13 protein-coding genes are annotated in these 16,500 nt (G+C 53.9%); 8 read left to right on the top strand and 5 right to left on the bottom strand.

Annotated features, from left to right (window positions below; translation table 11 throughout):
* Position 1 precedes the first annotated feature (1 nt).
* Together RTM13_RS09565 and RTM13_RS09560 are read left to right on the top strand one after the other, a co-directional pair.
* The gene (locus RTM13_RS09565; protein WP_312211816.1) at positions 2-1,267 is read left to right on the top strand and encodes an MFS transporter; all 1,266 of its coding nucleotides are present in this window, start codon (positions 2-4) and stop codon (positions 1,265-1,267) included.
* Positions 1,257-2,477, top strand: a complete 1,221-nt coding sequence (locus RTM13_RS09560; RefSeq protein ID WP_312211815.1) for a radical SAM protein — start codon at positions 1,257-1,259, stop codon at positions 2,475-2,477. Before RTM13_RS09565 ends, RTM13_RS09560 begins: the two co-directional genes overlap by 11 nt.
* 285 nt (positions 2,478-2,762) lie before the next feature.
* On the opposite strand, the gene RTM13_RS09555 is transcribed toward RTM13_RS09560, so the two are convergent.
* A complete protein-coding gene (locus RTM13_RS09555) occupies positions 2,763-3,956 on the bottom strand; it encodes an NAD(P)/FAD-dependent oxidoreductase (protein ID WP_312211814.1) in 1,194 nt (397 codons plus the stop codon).
* A 231-nt stretch (positions 3,957-4,187) separates the two neighbouring features.
* On the opposite strand from RTM13_RS09555, the gene pitA reads away from it, so the two are divergent.
* The gene (gene pitA, locus RTM13_RS09550; RefSeq protein WP_312211813.1) at positions 4,188-5,684 is read left to right on the top strand and encodes an inorganic phosphate transporter PitA; all 1,497 of its coding nucleotides are present in this window, start codon (positions 4,188-4,190) and stop codon (positions 5,682-5,684) included.
* 72 nt (positions 5,685-5,756) lie between these two features.
* Here pitA and uspB read toward each other — a convergent pair whose 3' ends face one another.
* A complete protein-coding gene (gene uspB, locus RTM13_RS09545) occupies positions 5,757-6,092 on the bottom strand; it encodes a universal stress protein UspB (RefSeq protein ID WP_042394150.1) in 336 nt (111 codons plus the stop codon).
* Between the two features lie 398 nt (positions 6,093-6,490).
* Between uspB and uspA the strand changes: the two genes are divergently transcribed.
* Positions 6,491-6,928 (top strand): universal stress protein UspA, encoded by a 438-nt coding sequence (gene uspA / locus RTM13_RS09540; RefSeq protein WP_103820396.1) that lies wholly within the window; start codon positions 6,491-6,493, stop codon positions 6,926-6,928.
* A gap of 41 nt (positions 6,929-6,969) precedes the next feature.
* Here the strand turns inward: uspA and rsmJ are convergent, their stop codons facing one another.
* Both rsmJ and prlC read right to left on the bottom strand, forming a co-directional pair.
* Positions 6,970-7,722 (bottom strand): 16S rRNA (guanine(1516)-N(2))-methyltransferase RsmJ, encoded by a 753-nt coding sequence (gene rsmJ / locus RTM13_RS09535; RefSeq protein WP_312211812.1) that lies wholly within the window; start codon positions 7,720-7,722, stop codon positions 6,970-6,972.
* A gap of 7 nt (positions 7,723-7,729) precedes the next feature.
* Positions 7,730-9,772 (bottom strand): oligopeptidase A, encoded by a 2,043-nt coding sequence (gene prlC, locus RTM13_RS09530; RefSeq protein ID WP_312211811.1) that lies wholly within the window; start codon positions 9,770-9,772, stop codon positions 7,730-7,732.
* Positions 9,773-9,971: 199 nt separating this feature from the next.
* Between prlC and RTM13_RS09525 the strand changes: the two genes are divergently transcribed.
* The 4 genes from RTM13_RS09525 (at position 9,972) to RTM13_RS09510 (ending at position 14,751) form a co-directional block, all read left to right on the top strand.
* Positions 9,972-10,814, top strand: coding sequence for a 23S rRNA (adenine(2030)-N(6))-methyltransferase RlmJ (locus tag RTM13_RS09525; RefSeq protein WP_312211810.1), 843 nt, complete (start codon positions 9,972-9,974; stop codon positions 10,812-10,814).
* A gap of 67 nt (positions 10,815-10,881) precedes the next feature.
* Entirely contained in the window at positions 10,882-12,234 is a 1,353-nt protein-coding gene (gene gorA / locus RTM13_RS09520) for a glutathione-disulfide reductase (RefSeq protein ID WP_312211809.1), read from the top strand.
* 196 nt (positions 12,235-12,430) lie between these two features.
* A complete protein-coding gene (locus RTM13_RS09515; RefSeq protein ID WP_312211808.1) occupies positions 12,431-12,868 on the top strand; it encodes a CopD family protein in 438 nt (145 codons plus the stop codon).
* 233 nt (positions 12,869-13,101) lie between these two features.
* A complete protein-coding gene (locus tag RTM13_RS09510) occupies positions 13,102-14,751 on the top strand; it encodes an alpha,alpha-trehalase (protein ID WP_312211807.1) in 1,650 nt (549 codons plus the stop codon).
* A gap of 28 nt (positions 14,752-14,779) precedes the next feature.
* Here RTM13_RS09510 and RTM13_RS09505 read toward each other — a convergent pair whose 3' ends face one another.
* A complete protein-coding gene (locus tag RTM13_RS09505) occupies positions 14,780-16,378 on the bottom strand; it encodes an STY4199 family HEPN domain-containing protein (protein ID WP_312211806.1) in 1,599 nt (532 codons plus the stop codon).
* Positions 16,379-16,500 lie beyond the last annotated feature (122 nt).

Genomic DNA, 16,500 nt, shown 5'->3' with positions numbered 1-16,500 from the left:
TATGGAAAATATCCATGGGCGTGACAAACTTGATTCTTTTACGATAAGTAAAAAGCGTTTCCTTCTTATAAAACATCTCATCCTTATCAACTCTTTCTTGCCATTAGAGGCATTTTTAGCACCGGTGGTCGTATTGTATTACCTGAAATATGTCAGCGTTACGCTGTGGGAATACTCTAATTTCATCTCAGCGATATTTATATTAAATATGTTCCTTGAAGTGCCGTTAGGCGTTGTATCTGACAGAGTTGGCTGGAACAAATCTTACCTCATTGGACGCGTTATATATTTCTTAGGGTTAACAATTTTGCTTATATACCCGGGAAGGATGGTTTTGATTCCTTCAGCAATTCTTCTAAGTGTAGGAGGCAGTTTAGCAAGCGGAAATTTAGAATCTATTGCTTATGATGCAAGTTCTAAAAGCAACAATGAAGATGGATATCAGCCCATATTAAAAAGAGCATCTTCAATTGGTATTCTTGTTAGTGCCTTTGCTTCAATTGCGGGAGGCTACCTGGCAGCAAAAAACATCGCCTACCCCATGATCCTGGACCTCGTATTTCTCGGCACAGGAACCTTAATTTCAATTATTTGTCTATTGATTCTATGGCCTGGTAAAGATATTGTTGTAAATACCTCCTCGCCGAAAAAAATACCACATAACAAGAAGTTATCCGAAATCAAAGAGATTCTTTTTCTTCCTGATTTTTTCATTCCCATGATTATATCTACCCTACTCTTTGTAGTGATGCGCACAAGCCTCAATTTTTATCAGCCTTTCCTGGCAGAACACCACTGGAGCAGCGTAAACCTGGGATACTTATTTGCCATATCTATATTTATATCAATGCTTATCTCGACTCTGCTCCAAAAGTCAAAAAACGTGACGTTACGTAAATTAGATTCTACTTTTTTATTCTTATTAACCTTGGTTATTGGGGGGGTGTCATTTTTCTTATCTGGCTACATTGTTGCCTTCTTTATAGTGGGTTTTATTATTCATCAGTTAGCCCGGATTAGCCTCCCTGCAATGACCAGCTTTGAACAACATAATGCCATACCTTTAGACTACCCCTATAGAACAACGCTTTTATCCTTTGGTTTCTTACTAAGAAGTTTAGCAACCTCATTAGGTATGACCATCAGTGGCTTTTTTGTTAATCAAAATATAACCATTTCAATCGTCATGTTTTACTTACACATAGTTGTCATGTTTATATTTATGATTATCTATTTTGTAGGTATAAGGATGAAAAATGCATACTAGCCCTCCACTCTCCGCCTCCTTGTATTTGACAAACTTTTGTCAATTGCAGTGTGGTCACTGTTTTTATGTCGATGCCGGTTGCCTTAATAAAAACATGTTATCACTGCAAGAAATTAAACGCGTTATCGATAGCTTTAGAAAAAACAAAATTCTGATGCTTATTATATCTGGCGGAGATCCTATGCTTCATCCCGCTTTCAATGAGATCATCCAGTATATAATTGACAGTAAAATGGTTCCATTAATTGGTATTACAGGATTAGATACTAATCCTGAAAAACTACAAAAGTTACTTGCATCGGGTATAAAAAACCTGCAGGTCAGTATAGATGATATTAAATGCACGCATCTTCCAACACCTCCTGAGCGACTTGTTGGTGGTATTATCGATAAAAACATTAAATATTATCTGTCTTTAGGGTTTTTAATAACGGTAGCCATCTGTGTTTTCCATGAAAACGTGCATAATGTCATTACCCTTATCGACTATTATTTGAAAAGCGACGTCGAAAAAATAAAGATTTATTTTTGGGTTACTACAATCAAAGGAAAGGCCCGGGGATATAACGAAGTCACGCAACAAGAGAAAGAGCTATTGTTGAGTAAAATTAGCGGCTATGCTAAAACCGGAAAAATAGTTATTCCGGGATATGAAATCAATAATGGAGGCTATGAAGAAATTCATTTGAGCGATAAAAAAGTTGTTGTTATGGCTGACAAAACGATTTGTTTCAATGAATACTCAGCGCCAATTGGGCGTCTGGATATAGATAACCCTATTGATATATATATTTCGAAGAGAAATCAATATGCACTAACGCGCATTCAATTTATTGAAAAATTTCTTATCGATAAATACAGAATCGATAACGTATGGATAGCTGCACGCGAACAGATCCACTGTAGCGGTTCGATCTTCATATCGGGAAAGTCCTCCACCATTATTATCGCCAATGATTTATCACTTTCATGCCGACTTTTGGTTTTAGCGCATGAAATTGGCCATAAGGCTCTCGGTGCAGTGAGCGTATGTCCCCAAGAAAGAGTACAACCGCAAACGGAAAGAGACATTAACATATGGGCTTTAAATACACTAAAACCATACATAACCACTTATTTTTACAATGAAGCTCTTACAGCGGCTATGAGTGGCATAGAAAGCGATTTGTTTAGGCTATTTGATAAAAAACTGGCAAATAACTTACTTTGAGGTTGATATGACAAGATACATTTTGAACAAAAACACGGTTCTCAGAGAAGATGAAAATATTGTTTTCGATAGCAATAAATTTATTGTCCATAAGTTCAACTCCGAAGGTTTTTCTATAATCAAGCATTTCTCAAATGGAGCACTCACTCAACACGAGTTAACGTCTTTATGCCCTGGGATAAGCAACGATGATCTAGCAGAGTTTATTGTCAAAGCATCGGCAGCGGGCATATTAATCTCATACGAATCTTGAATGATGGCCTTTTCCCTTTTCTGATATCAGACTTAGGCCTCTACAAGCGCCTGTGCACAGGCCCAGGCGCTTGACCATGCCCACTGGAAGTTATATCCCCCCAGCCAGCCAGTCACGTCCACCACCTCGCCGATAAAGTAGAGTCCCGGTACGCTGCGTGCTTCCATCGTGCGTGAGGAGAGCTCATGGGTATCGACGCCGCCGAGGGTCACCTCTGCCGTGCGGTAGCCCTCGGTGCCGTTGGGCTGCACACGCCAACTCGTGAGATTATCTACCAGGGTCTGCTGCTCGCGGCTGTTGAGCTGCTTCAGGGTCACGTCCGGGATCTGCCCAAGCTGCTGCAGGGACTCAATGAGACGTTTCGGCAGCTGCATCGCCAGCGTATTCTTCAGGCTCTGGTTTGGGTGGGCGGCGCGCTGGTCGTTAAGGAACGCATCCAGATCGCACTCCGGCAGCATGTTGATGGTGACAAACTCGCCGGACTGCCAGTAGCTGGAGATCTGCAGCACCGCCGGGCCGGAGAGGCCACGATGGGTAAAGAGCAGGCTTTCACGGAATACCGTCCCGTCCTCTGCGGTGATTACTGCGGGTACCGACACGCCGGAGAGGAGCGACAGCTGCTCCAGCAGCGGCTTATGCAGGGTGAACGGCACCAAGCCCGCACGCGTGGGTAGCACCTTCAGGCCAAACTGTTCGGCAATCTTATAGCCAAACGGCGATGCGCCCAGACCGGGCATCGACAGGCCACCGCTGGCAATCACCAGCTTGTTTGTTACCACGCTTTCGCCGTTGAGCTGCAACGTATAGCCTGCGTCGTCATGAGTGACGTCGAGCACCTCGCTACGCAGGCGTGTAGTAACATTTCCCTTTGTGCATTCTGCCACCAGCAGATCAACAATCTGCTGCGCGGAGTCATCGCAGAAAAGTTGACCCAGTGTCTTCTCATGCCAGGCAATACCGTGCTTGCCGACCAGATCGATAAAATCCCACTGGGTATAGCGCGCCAGCGCAGATTTGCAAAAATGCGGGTTCTGGCTCAGATAGGCCGCAGGTTCGACATAAAGGTTAGTAAAGTTGCAGCGACCGCCGCCAGACATAAGAATTTTACGTCCGGGTTTCTTACCATTGTCCAGTAACAGCACCCGGCTACCTGCCTGTCCGGCGATTGCCGCACAGAACATCCCCGCCGCGCCAGCCCCAACGATAACGGCATCAAACCTTTCCACACTGCATTCCTCTTCGTTCATCCGGCGCGGATTGTAAATTTTATGCGGTGGTCGCACCAGCGCAAATGGTGGCGAAAATGGTCATTTCGTTGAAATTTATGACATAATTATTTACGTACCGTTACAGGCGCAGGATAAATATCAAAAAAAAGCTATATTTCACTTTGCCCCGGCCGCGAATGTCCATGATAATGCGCGGCGTTCATGACCTCAAAAATGGCGTAACGTCCTATGTTACATTTGTTTGCTGGCCTGGATCTTCATACCGGGTTGTTATTACTTCTTGCTCTGGGTTTTGTGCTGTTCTACGAAGCGATTAACGGCTTCCACGATACGGCGAACGCAGTGGCAACCGTGATCTATACTCGCGCATTACGTTCGCAGATTGCGGTCGTCATGGCGGCCCTCTTTAACTTCTTCGGCGTTCTGCTTGGCGGCCTGAGCGTAGCCTATGCCATCGTGCATATGCTACCGACAGATCTGCTGTTGAACGTTGGCTCTGCACACGGCCTTGCCATGGTCTTCTCCATGCTGCTGGCCGCGATTATCTGGAACCTGGGTACCTGGTACTTTGGGCTTCCGGCCTCCAGTTCACACACGCTGATCGGTGCCATTATCGGGATTGGTTTAACCAACGCGCTGATGACCGGTACCTCGCTGGTGGATGCGCTGAACGTGCCGAAGGTGATCAACATCTTCGCTTCGCTGATCCTCTCCCCGATTGTCGGCCTGGTCTTTGCGGGCGGCCTGGTATTTATCCTCCGTCGCTACTGGAGCAACACCAAAAAACGCGCCCGTATTCACCTCACCCCAGCCGAGCGTGAAAAGCAGGATGGCAAGAAAAAACCGCCGTTCTGGACGCGTATCGCCCTGATCCTCTCGGCTATCGGCGTGGCATTCTCTCACGGTGCCAACGACGGCCAGAAAGGCATCGGCCTGATTATGCTGGTGCTGATTGGCGTGGCTCCGGCAGGCTTCGTGGTTAACATGAATGCCTCCGGCTACGACATCACCCGTACCCGCGACGCGGTCAATAACGTTGAGGTCTGGTTCCAGCAGCACCCCGATCTGCTGCTGAAGGCAACCGGAGCTGAGCCGGTGATCCCAACGCCTGAGCAGACCGTGGGTCCTAACGGCGAGTTTCACTGCCATGCCGGCCGCGCCGTTGTCGCGCTGGATCGTGCAAAAGCGATGCTGACCAACGTTGAAAGCTACGAAGCGTTGCCAGTTGAGCAGCGCAGCCAGCTGCGCCGCATTATGCTTTGCATCTCTGATATCACCGATAAGGTCGCCAAGCAGCCGGAAGTGAGCGCTGACGATAAGCGCCTGCTGAAGAACCTGAAAGGCGATATGCTGAGCACCATTGAGTACGCACCGGTGTGGATCATTATGGCCGTCGCGCTGGCGCTGGGACTGGGTACGATGATTGGCTGGCGTCGTGTCGCCACTACCATCGGCGAGAAGATCGGTAAGAAGGGGATGACCTACGCACAAGGCATGTCGGCCCAGCTTACTTCTGCCGTCTCTATCGGCCTGGCGAGCTATACCGGGATGCCGGTATCCACCACCCACGTTCTCTCCTCTTCGGTAGCGGGAACGATGATTGTGGACGGCGGCGGTTTGCAGCGTAAAACCGTAACTAACATCCTGATGGCCTGGGTACTGACCCTGCCGGCAGCGATTTTCCTCTCCGGGGCGCTGTATTGGGTGGCACTGCACCTGATTTAAGTGGCTGCATAACGCCGGGCGAAAACAAAAAAGCGGGTCCCAATGGGCCCGCTTTTTTATATCTCTTAAACGTCAGTGCCAAATCATCAGGGCGATCAGGCTGACCACCACCAGGCCGCAGAGGGCGCTGGTTAAAACAAAATGGCGACGGACCCGTTCACAGCGACGAATAAACTCATCGTCATGATGATCGCGATAGCGTTGGGCGTAGATATACCACACCAGGCGCATCTGCTTACTCGGCTGGCCGTGCGAGGTAAAAAAACCACCGCCATCCACATATTGATAGAGCAACGGATCGCAACCACGAAGGACAACCAACAGTGCGCGTAGCGATGAGAAGTAACGCGCCATGTTAACCACACAAACGATACACAAAGCCCAAAACAGCGCGACAGTGCTGACCATACCCCCTCCCCGGCGACCACCCACGGAGATAGACTCCAGGGCTGACGCTCCCCGATTTCCGGCCAATGAGTTCTTTGAAGTGTGTACCAGAAGCCGACGTGGATCACAATTCTACATCCGAGCGGCTTATTTAATAGTGTAGGAGATCTGTTAATTATTTCGCCACATCATCGATCTATATCAATGTCGTAACCGACATTTTTTGATGATCTAAACCGTGACCCAGGACAATTGACGACGGGTTTAGAGCGTTATAAGGTAGAAATATCTTCTACAATTAGATCTTTAAGGCCGGGCATCCCCCGCGCAGTGGCACGCAGGACGCGGGACTGACCGCAGCGCGAAAGCAGCGGCTATATACCCAACGGTCATCGACAACTTATGGAAGGAGTAACATCATGGCTTACAAACATATCCTTATCGCGGTCGATCTCTCTCCTGAGAGCAAGGTACTGGTAGACAAAGCCGTATCTATGGCACGCCCCTACAATGCAAAAATCTCCCTGATTCATGTCGATGTAAATTACTCCGACCTCTATACCGGACTGATCGACGTTAACCTGGGCGATATGCAGAAGCGCATCTCTGAAGAGACCCACAACGCGCTGGCGGAGCTCTCGACTAACGCGGGCTATCCGATTACCGAAACCCTGAGCGGCAGCGGCGATCTGGGACAGGTGCTGGTTGATGCCATTAAGAAATACGATATGGACCTGGTGGTCTGCGGCCATCATCAGGATTTCTGGAGCAAGCTGATGTCCTCTGCGCGCCAGCTGATCAACACCGTGCACGTTGATATGCTGATTGTTCCGCTGCGTGACGAAGACGACGAGTAAGTAAATAGTGCCCGGCAGGCATCAGCGCCACCGGGCAATGGCTACTCCGGCGTGCCGGAGTAGATATCAAACCGGTGACCTTTGGTCACCACTGCATTCTGCGTGGCAACGTCTGCCAGCGGCGGGGCGTAATCGGGGCGTTTCACCACTACGCGCTTCGTTGCCAGCGCGCGGGCAGGCATCAGCAGGCCATCGGCATCCAGATCCGGCCCTACCAGCGACTGAAAGACCCGCATCTCCTTTTTCACCAGCGCACTCTTCTGCTTGTGCGGAAACATCGGATCGAGATAGACCACCTGCGGTCGCGGGGTGATATCCGTCAGCGAGGTCAGGCTTGAGGCATGAATTAATTGCAGACGCTCCCGCAGCCAGGAGCCGATCTCTGCGTCGGCATAGCCGCGCGTCAGGCCATCCTCCAGCAGCGCCGCCACCACCGGGTTGCGCTCCAGCATCCGTACCCGACAGCCAATGGAGGCCAGCACAAAGGCATCCCGGCCTAATCCTGCGGTGGCATCCACCACGTCCGGCAGATAGCTGCCCTTTACCCCGACCGCCTTTGCCACCGCTTCGCCGCGACCACCGCCAAACTTGCGCCGGTGCGCCATTGCGCCAGAGACAAAATCAACGAAGATCCCACCAAGCTTCGGCTCGTCGCGCTTACGCAGCTCAAGGTGCTCCGTCGTCAGCGCCAGCGCCATCGGGTTATCGTCGTCATGCTGCAAGCCAAAGCGGGACGCAAGAAGCGATAAGGCACCGTCTCCGGTGCCTGTTTCATCAAGTAAGCAGATTTTCACGCCGTGCTTAGCCTTTGATGCCGTAGTGCGCCAGCATCGCGTCCAGCTGCGGCTCACGGCCACGGAAGCGTTTGAACAGCTCCATCGGCTCCTCGGAACCACCACGGGTCAGAATATGGTCGAGGAAAGACTGCCCGGTTTCGCGGTTGAAGATCCCCTCTTCTTCGAAGCGGGAGTAGGCATCCGCCGCCAGCACGTCGGCCCACAGGTAGCTGTAGTAGCCTGCCGCATAGCCGCCAGCAAAGATATGGCTGAAGGCGTGCGGGAAGCGTCCCCAGTTTGGACCTGGAATGACCGCCACCTGCGTTTTGATTTCGGCCAGGGTTTCGAGGATTTTCGCCCCCTGCTCCGGGCTGAACTCCGCGTGCAGACGGAAATCGAACAGGCCAAACTCCAGCTGGCGCAGGATAAACAGTGCCGCCTGGTAGTTCTTCGCCGCCAGCATCTTATCCAGCAGAGTTTTCGGCAGCGGCTCGCCGGTCTCGTAGTGACCAGAGATAAACGCCAGCGCGTCCGGCTCCCAGCACCAGTTTTCCATAAACTGGCTCGGCAGCTCGACCGCATCCCACGGCACGCCGCTGATACCCGCCACGCCCGCCGCTTCGATACGGGTCAGCATATGGTGCAGACCGTGACCGAACTCGTGGAACAGGGTGATCACTTCATCGTGCGTGAACAGCGCCGGTTTGCCGCTCACCGGACGGTTGAAGTTACAGGTCAGATAAGCCACCGGCTTCTGCAGCGAGCCGTCAGCTCTCAGCATCTGCCCGACGCAGTCGTCCATCCACGCCCCGCCGCGTTTGTTTTCACGGGCGTAGAGATCGAGGTAGAAGCTGCCGCGCAGTTCGTTGCTTTCGTCATACAGCTCGAAGAAGCGTACGTCCGGATGCCAGACGTCGATATCCTTGCGCTCTTTGGCCGTGATACCGTAGATGCGCTTAACCACTTCGAACAGGCCGTTAACGGCTTTGTTCTCCGGGAAATAGGGGCGCAGCTGCTCATCGCTGATGCTGTAGAGATGCTGCTTCTGTTTTTCACTGTAGTAGGCGATATCCCACGGCTGCAGCTCTTCCACGCCAAACTCGGTGCGGGCAAAAGCGCGGAGCTGCTCCAGCTCTTTCTCACCCTGTGGGCGGGCGCGTTTTGCCAGATCCATCAGGAAATCCAGCACCTGCTGCGGATGCTCGGCCATTTTGGTGGCGAGGGATTTGTGGGCATAGTTGTCGAAGCCCAGCAGCTGCGCCAGCTCATGACGCAGGGCAAGGATCTCTGCCATCACCGGGCTGTTGTCCCATTTGCCGGCGTTCGGCCCCTGATCGGAGGCGCGGGTGCTGTAGGCGCGGTAAAGCTCTTCGCGCAGGGCCTGGTTATCACAATAGGTCATCACCGGCAGATAGCTCGGGATGTCGAGAGTCAGCAACCAGCCCTCTTGCTCTTTGGCCTGCGCCTGGGCCTGGGCCTGCGCCAGCGCGCTCTCTGGCATGCCGGACAGCTCCGACTCATCGGTAATCAGTTTGCTCCAGCCCATGGTGGCGTCGAGCACGTTGTTGCTGTAGGTCGAACCCAGTTCCGAAAGACGGGCAGCGATTTCGCCGTAGCGTTTCTGCTTCTCTTTCGGCAGGCCGATGCCGGACAGCTCAAAGTCACGCAGGGCGTTATCCACGGCTTTCATCTGCGCCAGATCCAGCACGGTATAGGCTTCGCCTTCGCGCAGATTGCGCCAGGCCTGATAAAGCCCCTCGTGCTGGCCGACCCAGGTGCTGTATTCAGAGAGCAGCGGCAGCGTCTGCTCGTAGGCTTCACGCAGCTCCGGGCTATTCTGCACCGAGTTCAGGTGGCTGATTGGGGAGAAGATGCGGCCGAGGCGATCGTCCACCTCCGCCAGCGGCTGGCAGAGATTGTCCCATGTATAGGGTGCGCCCTGGGCCACCACGCGCTCTACCGCTTCGCGGCAATCCTCGAGCGCTTTCGTCACGGCGGGAACCACATGCTCAGGTTTAATCTGGGAAAACGGCGGCAATTCGAAGGGCGTCAGTAATGGATTGGTCATAAGCGCTGTCCTGTAAAAATAATCGCAAGCGCTCGGGCGGCGCTCGTTCCTGTAAGGTCTAGCATGGGGTTTAGTGTAGTTAATTTCAATGCTGTAGGTTGCGCTTTTGCGCCCTGGCAACAGCGTCGCTGCGGTAATTTGCCGCAATCTGCGGTAAACTATCGGCTATCTGTTTTTACTTCCCAGGATTGTTCCTTCCATGCTCAGTTATCGCCACAGCTTCCACGCCGGCAACCATGCCGACGTTTTAAAACACACCGTTCAGAGCCTGATTATTGAATCGCTGAAAGAGAAGGAGAAACCCTTTCTCTATCTGGATACCCACGCAGGCGCGGGCCGTTATCAGCTGAGCAGCGAGCATGCCGAGCGCACCGGTGAGTACCTGGAAGGCATCGCCCGCATCTGGCAGCAGGACGATCTGCCTGCCGAGCTGGAGCCGTACATCAGCGTCGTTAAACACTTCAACCGTAGCGGCCAGCTGCGCTACTACCCTGGCTCGCCGCTGATCGCCCGCCAGCTACTGCGCGAGCAGGACAGCCTGCAGCTTACCGAGCTGCACCCAAGCGATTTTCCGCTGCTGCGCTCAGAGTTCCAGAAAGATGACCGCACTCGCGTCGAGCGCGCCGATGGTTACCAGCAGCTGAAATCCAAGCTGCCGCCGGTGTCACGCCGCGGTCTGATCCTGATTGACCCGCCTTACGAGATCAAAAGCGACTACCAGGCGGTGGTTCAGGGCATCAGCGAAGGTTATAAGCGCTTTGCAACCGGCACCTATGCGCTGTGGTATCCGGTGGTGATGCGCGCGCAGATCAAACGCATGTTAAAAGAGCTGGAAGCCACCGGCATCCGCCGTATTTTGCAGATTGAACTGGCGGTGCGTCCGGACAGTGACCAGCGCGGCATGACCGCCTCCGGCATGATTGTCATCAACCCACCATGGAAGCTGGAGCAGCAGATGAAGAGCGTTCTGCCGTGGCTGCACAGCAAGCTGGTTCCGGCCGGCACTGGCCATACGCTGGTAAACTGGGTCGTACCAGAGTAATCACAGTCATCGGTGGAACCTTCGGGGCATCGCGTTACACTCACAAAAAATTCACTAAGGAAACGTTATGACTAAGCACTACGACTACATCGCCATTGGCGGCGGAAGCGGCGGTATTGCGTCTATTAATCGTGCGGCCATGTACGGCCAGAAATGCGCTCTGATCGAAGCGAAAGAGCTGGGCGGAACCTGCGTGAACGTAGGCTGCGTGCCGAAAAAAGTGATGTGGCATGCCTCGCAGATTGCCGAAGCGGTAAACCTCTACGGCCCGGACTACGGCTTTGACGCCACCATCAACAACTTCGACTGGCAGCGCCTGGTTGCCAGCCGCACGGCCTATATTGACCGCATTCACAGCTCCTATGAGAACGTGCTGGGTAAAAATAACGTGGACGTGATCCGCGGTTTTGCCCGCTTTGTCGATGCCAAAACCGTTGAGGTCAACGGCGAGACCATCACCGCCGACCATATCCTGATCGCCACCGGCGGGCGTCCGAGCTACCCGGATATTCCTGGCGTTGAGCACGGCATCGACTCCGACGGCTTCTTTGAGCTTACCGCCCTGCCGAAACGCGTTGCGGTTGTTGGCGCGGGCTATATCGCCGTTGAGCTGGCAGGCGTGCTGCATGGACTGGGCGCGGAGACGCACCTGTTTGTGCGTAAGCATGCCCCGCTGCGCAACTTCGATCCGCTGATCGTCGAGACCCTGGTTGAGACAATCATGGCCGACGGTCCGTCGCTGCATACTAACGCCACGCCGAAAGCCGTAGTGAAAAACAGCGATGGCAGTCTGACCCTGGAGCTGGAGGATGGCCGTAGCGAGACCGTGGATTGCCTGATCTGGGCGATTGGCCGCGAACCGGCTAACGACACCTTTAATCTGGATGTCACCGGGGTGAAAACCAACGAAAAGGGTCACATCATCGTTGATAAGTTCCAGAACACCAACGTTCCAGGAATTTATGCGGTAGGTGATAACACAGGTGCGGTTGAGCTGACCCCGGTTGCGGTGGCGGCGGGCCGTCGTCTTTCAGAGCGCCTGTTCAACAACAAGCCGGACGAGCATCTGGACTACAGCAACATCCCCACAGTGGTCTTTAGCCACCCGCCTATCGGCACCGTCGGTCTGACCGAGCCGCAGGCACGAGAGCAGTACGGCGATGACCAGGTGAAGGTCTACACCTCCTCATTTACCGCCATGTATACCGCCGTCACCCTGCACCGTCAGGCGTGCCGCATGAAGCTGGTCTGCGTTGGCCCGGAAGAGAAAATCGTCGGCATTCACGGTATCGGCCAGGGCATGGATGAGATCCTGCAGGGCTTCGCCGTCGCGCTGAAGATGGGCGCAACGAAAAAAGACTTTGATAACACCGTGGCGATCCACCCTACGGCGGCAGAAGAGTTTGTGACGATGCGTTAATTGTTTTAAAGGGTAGAGATCGTAGGCCTGATAAGCGCAATGCTATCAGGCCTCGTTCGTATTGCCGGGTGGCGGCTAAAGCCTTACCCGGCCTACTCTGTTTCAGTGCGTAAGCTGCTGAAACCTCTTTCTTGCTCTAAACGCCCAGAGTATGATCTCAATTACAACAATAGGGTTACGGCTCAGAGGAAAATAGATGGACTATCGTTGGTTAAACGCTCTACACATTATGGCGGGCGTGATTTGGCTGGGCGGCATCTTTATGATGGCAGCGATCGTTGTGGCCTGGTCCCAGAGCCGCAGCGCGGTAGCAAAAGGGGCTAGCGATCCTCTGTTAGAGTATGCTCGCCGCTGGAACCGGTTCGTCACTTCACCGGCAATGATCCTGCTGTGGGCCTTTGGTATTGCTCTGATGTTAAAAGGCGACTGGCTGCTGCCGCTGTGGCTGGGCATCAAGCTGGCGGTGCTGGTGTTCCTCTCGGCAGTGCACGGCATTCTGTCAGGGTCACTGCGCAGACTGGCAACCGGCGAAACCTCTACCGTGTCCCTGCTGGCACGTAACGCTGCCTGGCTCACCGTCGTGGCCGTTATCGTCGTTGTGGCTTTAGCGGTGGTAAAACCGTTTAGCGGCTAAACGTTATCTTGAATGCTCTGAAAATGCAGTCTGTTTAGTCAGGCTGCAATGTCAATATTTTTTAATTAAAAACAAAGAGTTATCGCATATCTCTTTACAAATCAGCCTCTGTAATTGTGATCTTGCGCACACTTTGTACTTCAATACTCTTATCAAATGACTAAACTTTAGACTTAAATAACAACCGGGAAAAACCCGATCTTTTTACGACGCCATCCGGAGGTCGCCACTATATGTTCAACCAGAAACTACAGCTTGCTGATTCTGTCGAATTCGAGATCGAGGAGAAGATCCGCTACGAGACCGATCCTTGCGAATTAAAACTGGATGAAATGATCGAGGCGGAACCGGAACCGGAGATGATCGAGGGGTTGCCCGCGTCTGACGCGCTGACACCTGCCGATCGTTATCTGGAACTATTCGAGCAGGTACAGTCGTCAGGCCTCTTTGCCGACAGCAAAACCTTCCCTGACTGTGCGCCGAGAATGGATCCGCTCGATATCCTTATCCGCTATCGTCGTATCAAGCGCAGACCTGACTTTGACCTGCGCCTGTTTGTCTCAAGACACTTCTGGTTGCCGGTGCAGATAGATAGCCAGTATGTCTCTAACCCAGAAAACTCGCTGAAGGAGCATATCGACCAGCTGTGGCCGGTGCTGACCCGCGAGCCGCAGGATCACATCCCCTGGTCGTCGCTGCTGGCCCTGCCGCAGGCTTATATCGTGCCCGGCGGACGCTTTAGCGAAACCTACTACTGGGACTCCTACTTCACCATGCTGGGGCTGGCCGAGAGCGGCCGTAACGATCTGCTGAAGTGTATGGCAGATAACTTTGCATGGATGATTGAAAAATACGGGCATATCCCAAACGGTAACCGTACCTATTACCTCAGCCGCTCCCAGCCACCAGTGTTCGCGCTGATGGTGGAGCTGTTTGAAGAGGATGGCGTGCGCGGGGCGCGGCGCTACTATGAGCACCTGCTGATGGAGTACGCCTTCTGGATGGATGGTTCAGAGTCGCTGAACCTCAACCAGGCCTATCGCCATGCGGTGCGTATGCCAGATGGCTCCCTGCTCAACCGCTACTGGGACGACCGTGACACGCCGCGCGACGAGTCCTGGATTGAGGACGTGGAGACGGCGAAGCACTCGGGTCGTCCGCCGAGCGAGGTTTATCGTGACCTGCGCGCCGGGGCAGAGTCCGGCTGGGACTACTCCTCCCGCTGGCTGCGGGATACCCAGCGTCTGGCCAGCATCCGCACGACGCAGTTTATTCCTATCGACCTGAACGCCTTCCTGTTCAAGCTCGAGAGCACCATCGCTAACCTCTCCGGGCTGAAGGGTGACCGCGAAGGCGAGGCGATATTCCGCCAGCGCGCCAGCGATCGCCGGGCAGCGGTGAACCGCTACCTGTGGGATGAGGAGAAAGGGTGCTACCGCGACTACGACTGGCGGCGCGGCGAGCAGGCGCTCTTCTCCGCAGCGAGTATTGTGCCGCTCTACGTGGGGATGGTTACCCATGAGCAGGCCGATCGGATAGCCGTGGCGGTACGTGAACGCTTGCTTACGCCGGGCGGCATGATGGCCACGGAGTATGAAACCGGCGAGCAGTGGGATAAACCCAACGGCTGGGCACCGCTGCAGTGGATGGCTATCCAGGGCTTCAAGCTGTACGGTAACGACGCCCTTGGAGATGAGATCGCCCACCGTTGGCTTAACACCGTCAACGGCTTCTATCAGCAGCACCACAAGCTGATTGAGAAGTACCACATCGCGGGCGGTACGCCGCGCGAGGGCGGCGGCGGTGAGTACCCGTTGCAGGATGGCTTTGGCTGGAGCAACGGCGTAGCACGTCGCCTGATCGGGCTATACGGGGAGCCGTAAGCCCCCCTGTTTATCAACGAATAGCCCCCTAGCGAATAACGTTATAGATCGCAGTCTGAATTGCCAGCCACTGGCGGGTACTCTCATCAGGCTGCGTTTTATTACGTATCTTTGCCTGCTCGGTTTCGTAGCGCTGCCGCTCGACAACGGCGGAGCGGGTACAGAAGGCGCGCAGGTAATCCTTCCGCTGTCCGGTGAGTTTCTCTCCGTTCAACATGGCGTGACCGAGAGTGGTTGTAAAGCGACGGCAGGGTCGCGGCTCATCCATCTGTCGCTGATAGCGCAACAGCAGAGTCAGCACCTCGTCATTGCCCGCCGACAGCGCCTGCTCAGTCCATGAGAGCTTCCAGTCCATCCCCCCTTTCAGGAACAGCTGGGCCACGCGGGTATCGTTGCGGTCTATTGCCGAGCGAAGGTTGCTCTCGTCCCAGGTAATGCCCATCCGCGTCAGCTGCATGCGTGAGGTAGGCGTGTCATATTCGTTTTCCGTATCGGTCAGCGCCTGCGCCTGGGCTGGCGGCTCGCTCACTGCCCGTGCGGACGGGGTGCTGTTTATCAGCATAATGCCACCGCCGATTATCACTAGCACCATCACGCCAACCGCGCCCCAGAGAATACCGGAGACCAGGCGTACGCGCTGCTCCGGCGTGCGGACAGCGCGACGCTCAGGCCGCTCTATGTCGTCACGCACCTCGAAAATGTCCCCTCCGGCGCGCGCCTTTTTCACTACCCGCGCTTTATATGCCTCCAGCTCGCCCGCGTCAGTGGTTAACAGGCTGGCCGGGTTGATGGTGGTGCGGCCCTCATTGAAGGCACGTTGAACCGGGGCGGCGATCTGTGGATAGTAGGTATCCAGCAGATTGAGCTGAATGGCAGAGAGCGGCTGCTGTGCGGTAAGGGTGTTGCGGATCTGGCGAATGTCGTCGAGAAAGGTTTGCAGAGTCTTGCGCGGGTCGGCAAACAGCGTCAGTACCGAGCTGTCATTAAACAGTGGGGCGTAGTGGCGAGAGAACTCTTTTTTATCTATCAGCATCACGGCCAGCTCGCTAAACAGCATTCCGCTGAGCACGTCGTTGCGCTCCCCCAGCTTTAGCCAACTGCGGACGCGATCCTGACCGAACTGGGTTTTTAGATGGTTACGCAGCTTCACGCCGTCCGGCCACGCGGCATAGACCAGCCCGCTAATCATCTGCTCCAGAGCGCGCAGCTGAGCCAGCCCCTTAAGCTGCGCTTCGCCGTTTACCGTCTCCGTTGAGGTGGGGTAGGTCAGCAGAGGCTGCTGCAGGCGGAGATGCTCAAGGGCGGTGACAAAGCGCAGCGCAGCGATCAGCTGATTTTCGCTGACGTCCTGGCCGCTTTCGTACTGAGGAACCAGCTGCTGCAGATGGCGAAGCTGCATGGTGAACTGGGTCAGCTCGGCATCGTTGAGCTTCAGTCGCTGCGCTACCGCGCCCCAGCCGCCGAGGCCCTGACGGGCATTCTCTAGCTGCTCGAGGAACCAGCGCGGATCCTTGCCTTCGCTGACGCGAACATCCAGCAGTAAGAGAATTTCGATAGACGCCTGGCGAATAATTCCAAGGCAGATTTCGAATTGTTCGCGGATCCTGAGCGATGTGCTGTACGTCATTATTTTCCCTTAACCACAATTAACGAAAGTTAATGCCAGCCGTCTACACAGCTTAATTTACCTTAAATTCCAGCTAGTTAGATGATAGGCGACTTTCAATTAAATATCAGTGATGCAGTTAA

The organism is Pseudescherichia sp. (assembly GCF_031979925.1).
Classification (GTDB): domain Bacteria; phylum Pseudomonadota; class Gammaproteobacteria; order Enterobacterales; family Enterobacteriaceae; genus Pseudescherichia.
Note: the sequence above shows the minus strand (reverse complement) of the source record. Positions and strands in the feature narration are given on the sequence as shown.

What these genes read in the sequence shown, in the direction of transcription:
- RTM13_RS09565 (WP_312211816.1), top strand. Translation starts at nt 2, where the DNA reads ATGGAAAATATCCATGGGCGTGACAAACTTGATTCTTTTACGATAAGT.
- RTM13_RS09560 (WP_312211815.1), top strand. Translation starts at nt 1,257, where the DNA reads ATGCATACTAGCCCTCCACTCTCCGCCTCCTTGTATTTGACAAACTTT.
- pitA (WP_312211813.1), top strand. Translation starts at nt 4,188, where the DNA reads ATGTTACATTTGTTTGCTGGCCTGGATCTTCATACCGGGTTGTTATTA.
- uspB (WP_042394150.1), bottom strand. Translation starts at nt 6,092, where the DNA reads ATGGTCAGCACTGTCGCGCTGTTTTGGGCTTTGTGTATCGTTTGTGTG.
- uspA (WP_103820396.1), top strand. Translation starts at nt 6,491, where the DNA reads ATGGCTTACAAACATATCCTTATCGCGGTCGATCTCTCTCCTGAGAGC.
- prlC (WP_312211811.1), bottom strand. Translation starts at nt 9,772, where the DNA reads ATGACCAATCCATTACTGACGCCCTTCGAATTGCCGCCGTTTTCCCAG.
- RTM13_RS09525 (WP_312211810.1), top strand. Translation starts at nt 9,972, where the DNA reads ATGCTCAGTTATCGCCACAGCTTCCACGCCGGCAACCATGCCGACGTT.
- gorA (WP_312211809.1), top strand. Translation starts at nt 10,882, where the DNA reads ATGACTAAGCACTACGACTACATCGCCATTGGCGGCGGAAGCGGCGGT.
- RTM13_RS09515 (WP_312211808.1), top strand. Translation starts at nt 12,431, where the DNA reads ATGGACTATCGTTGGTTAAACGCTCTACACATTATGGCGGGCGTGATT.
- RTM13_RS09510 (WP_312211807.1), top strand. Translation starts at nt 13,102, where the DNA reads ATGTTCAACCAGAAACTACAGCTTGCTGATTCTGTCGAATTCGAGATC.
- RTM13_RS09505 (WP_312211806.1), bottom strand. Translation starts at nt 16,378, where the DNA reads ATGACGTACAGCACATCGCTCAGGATCCGCGAACAATTCGAAATCTGC.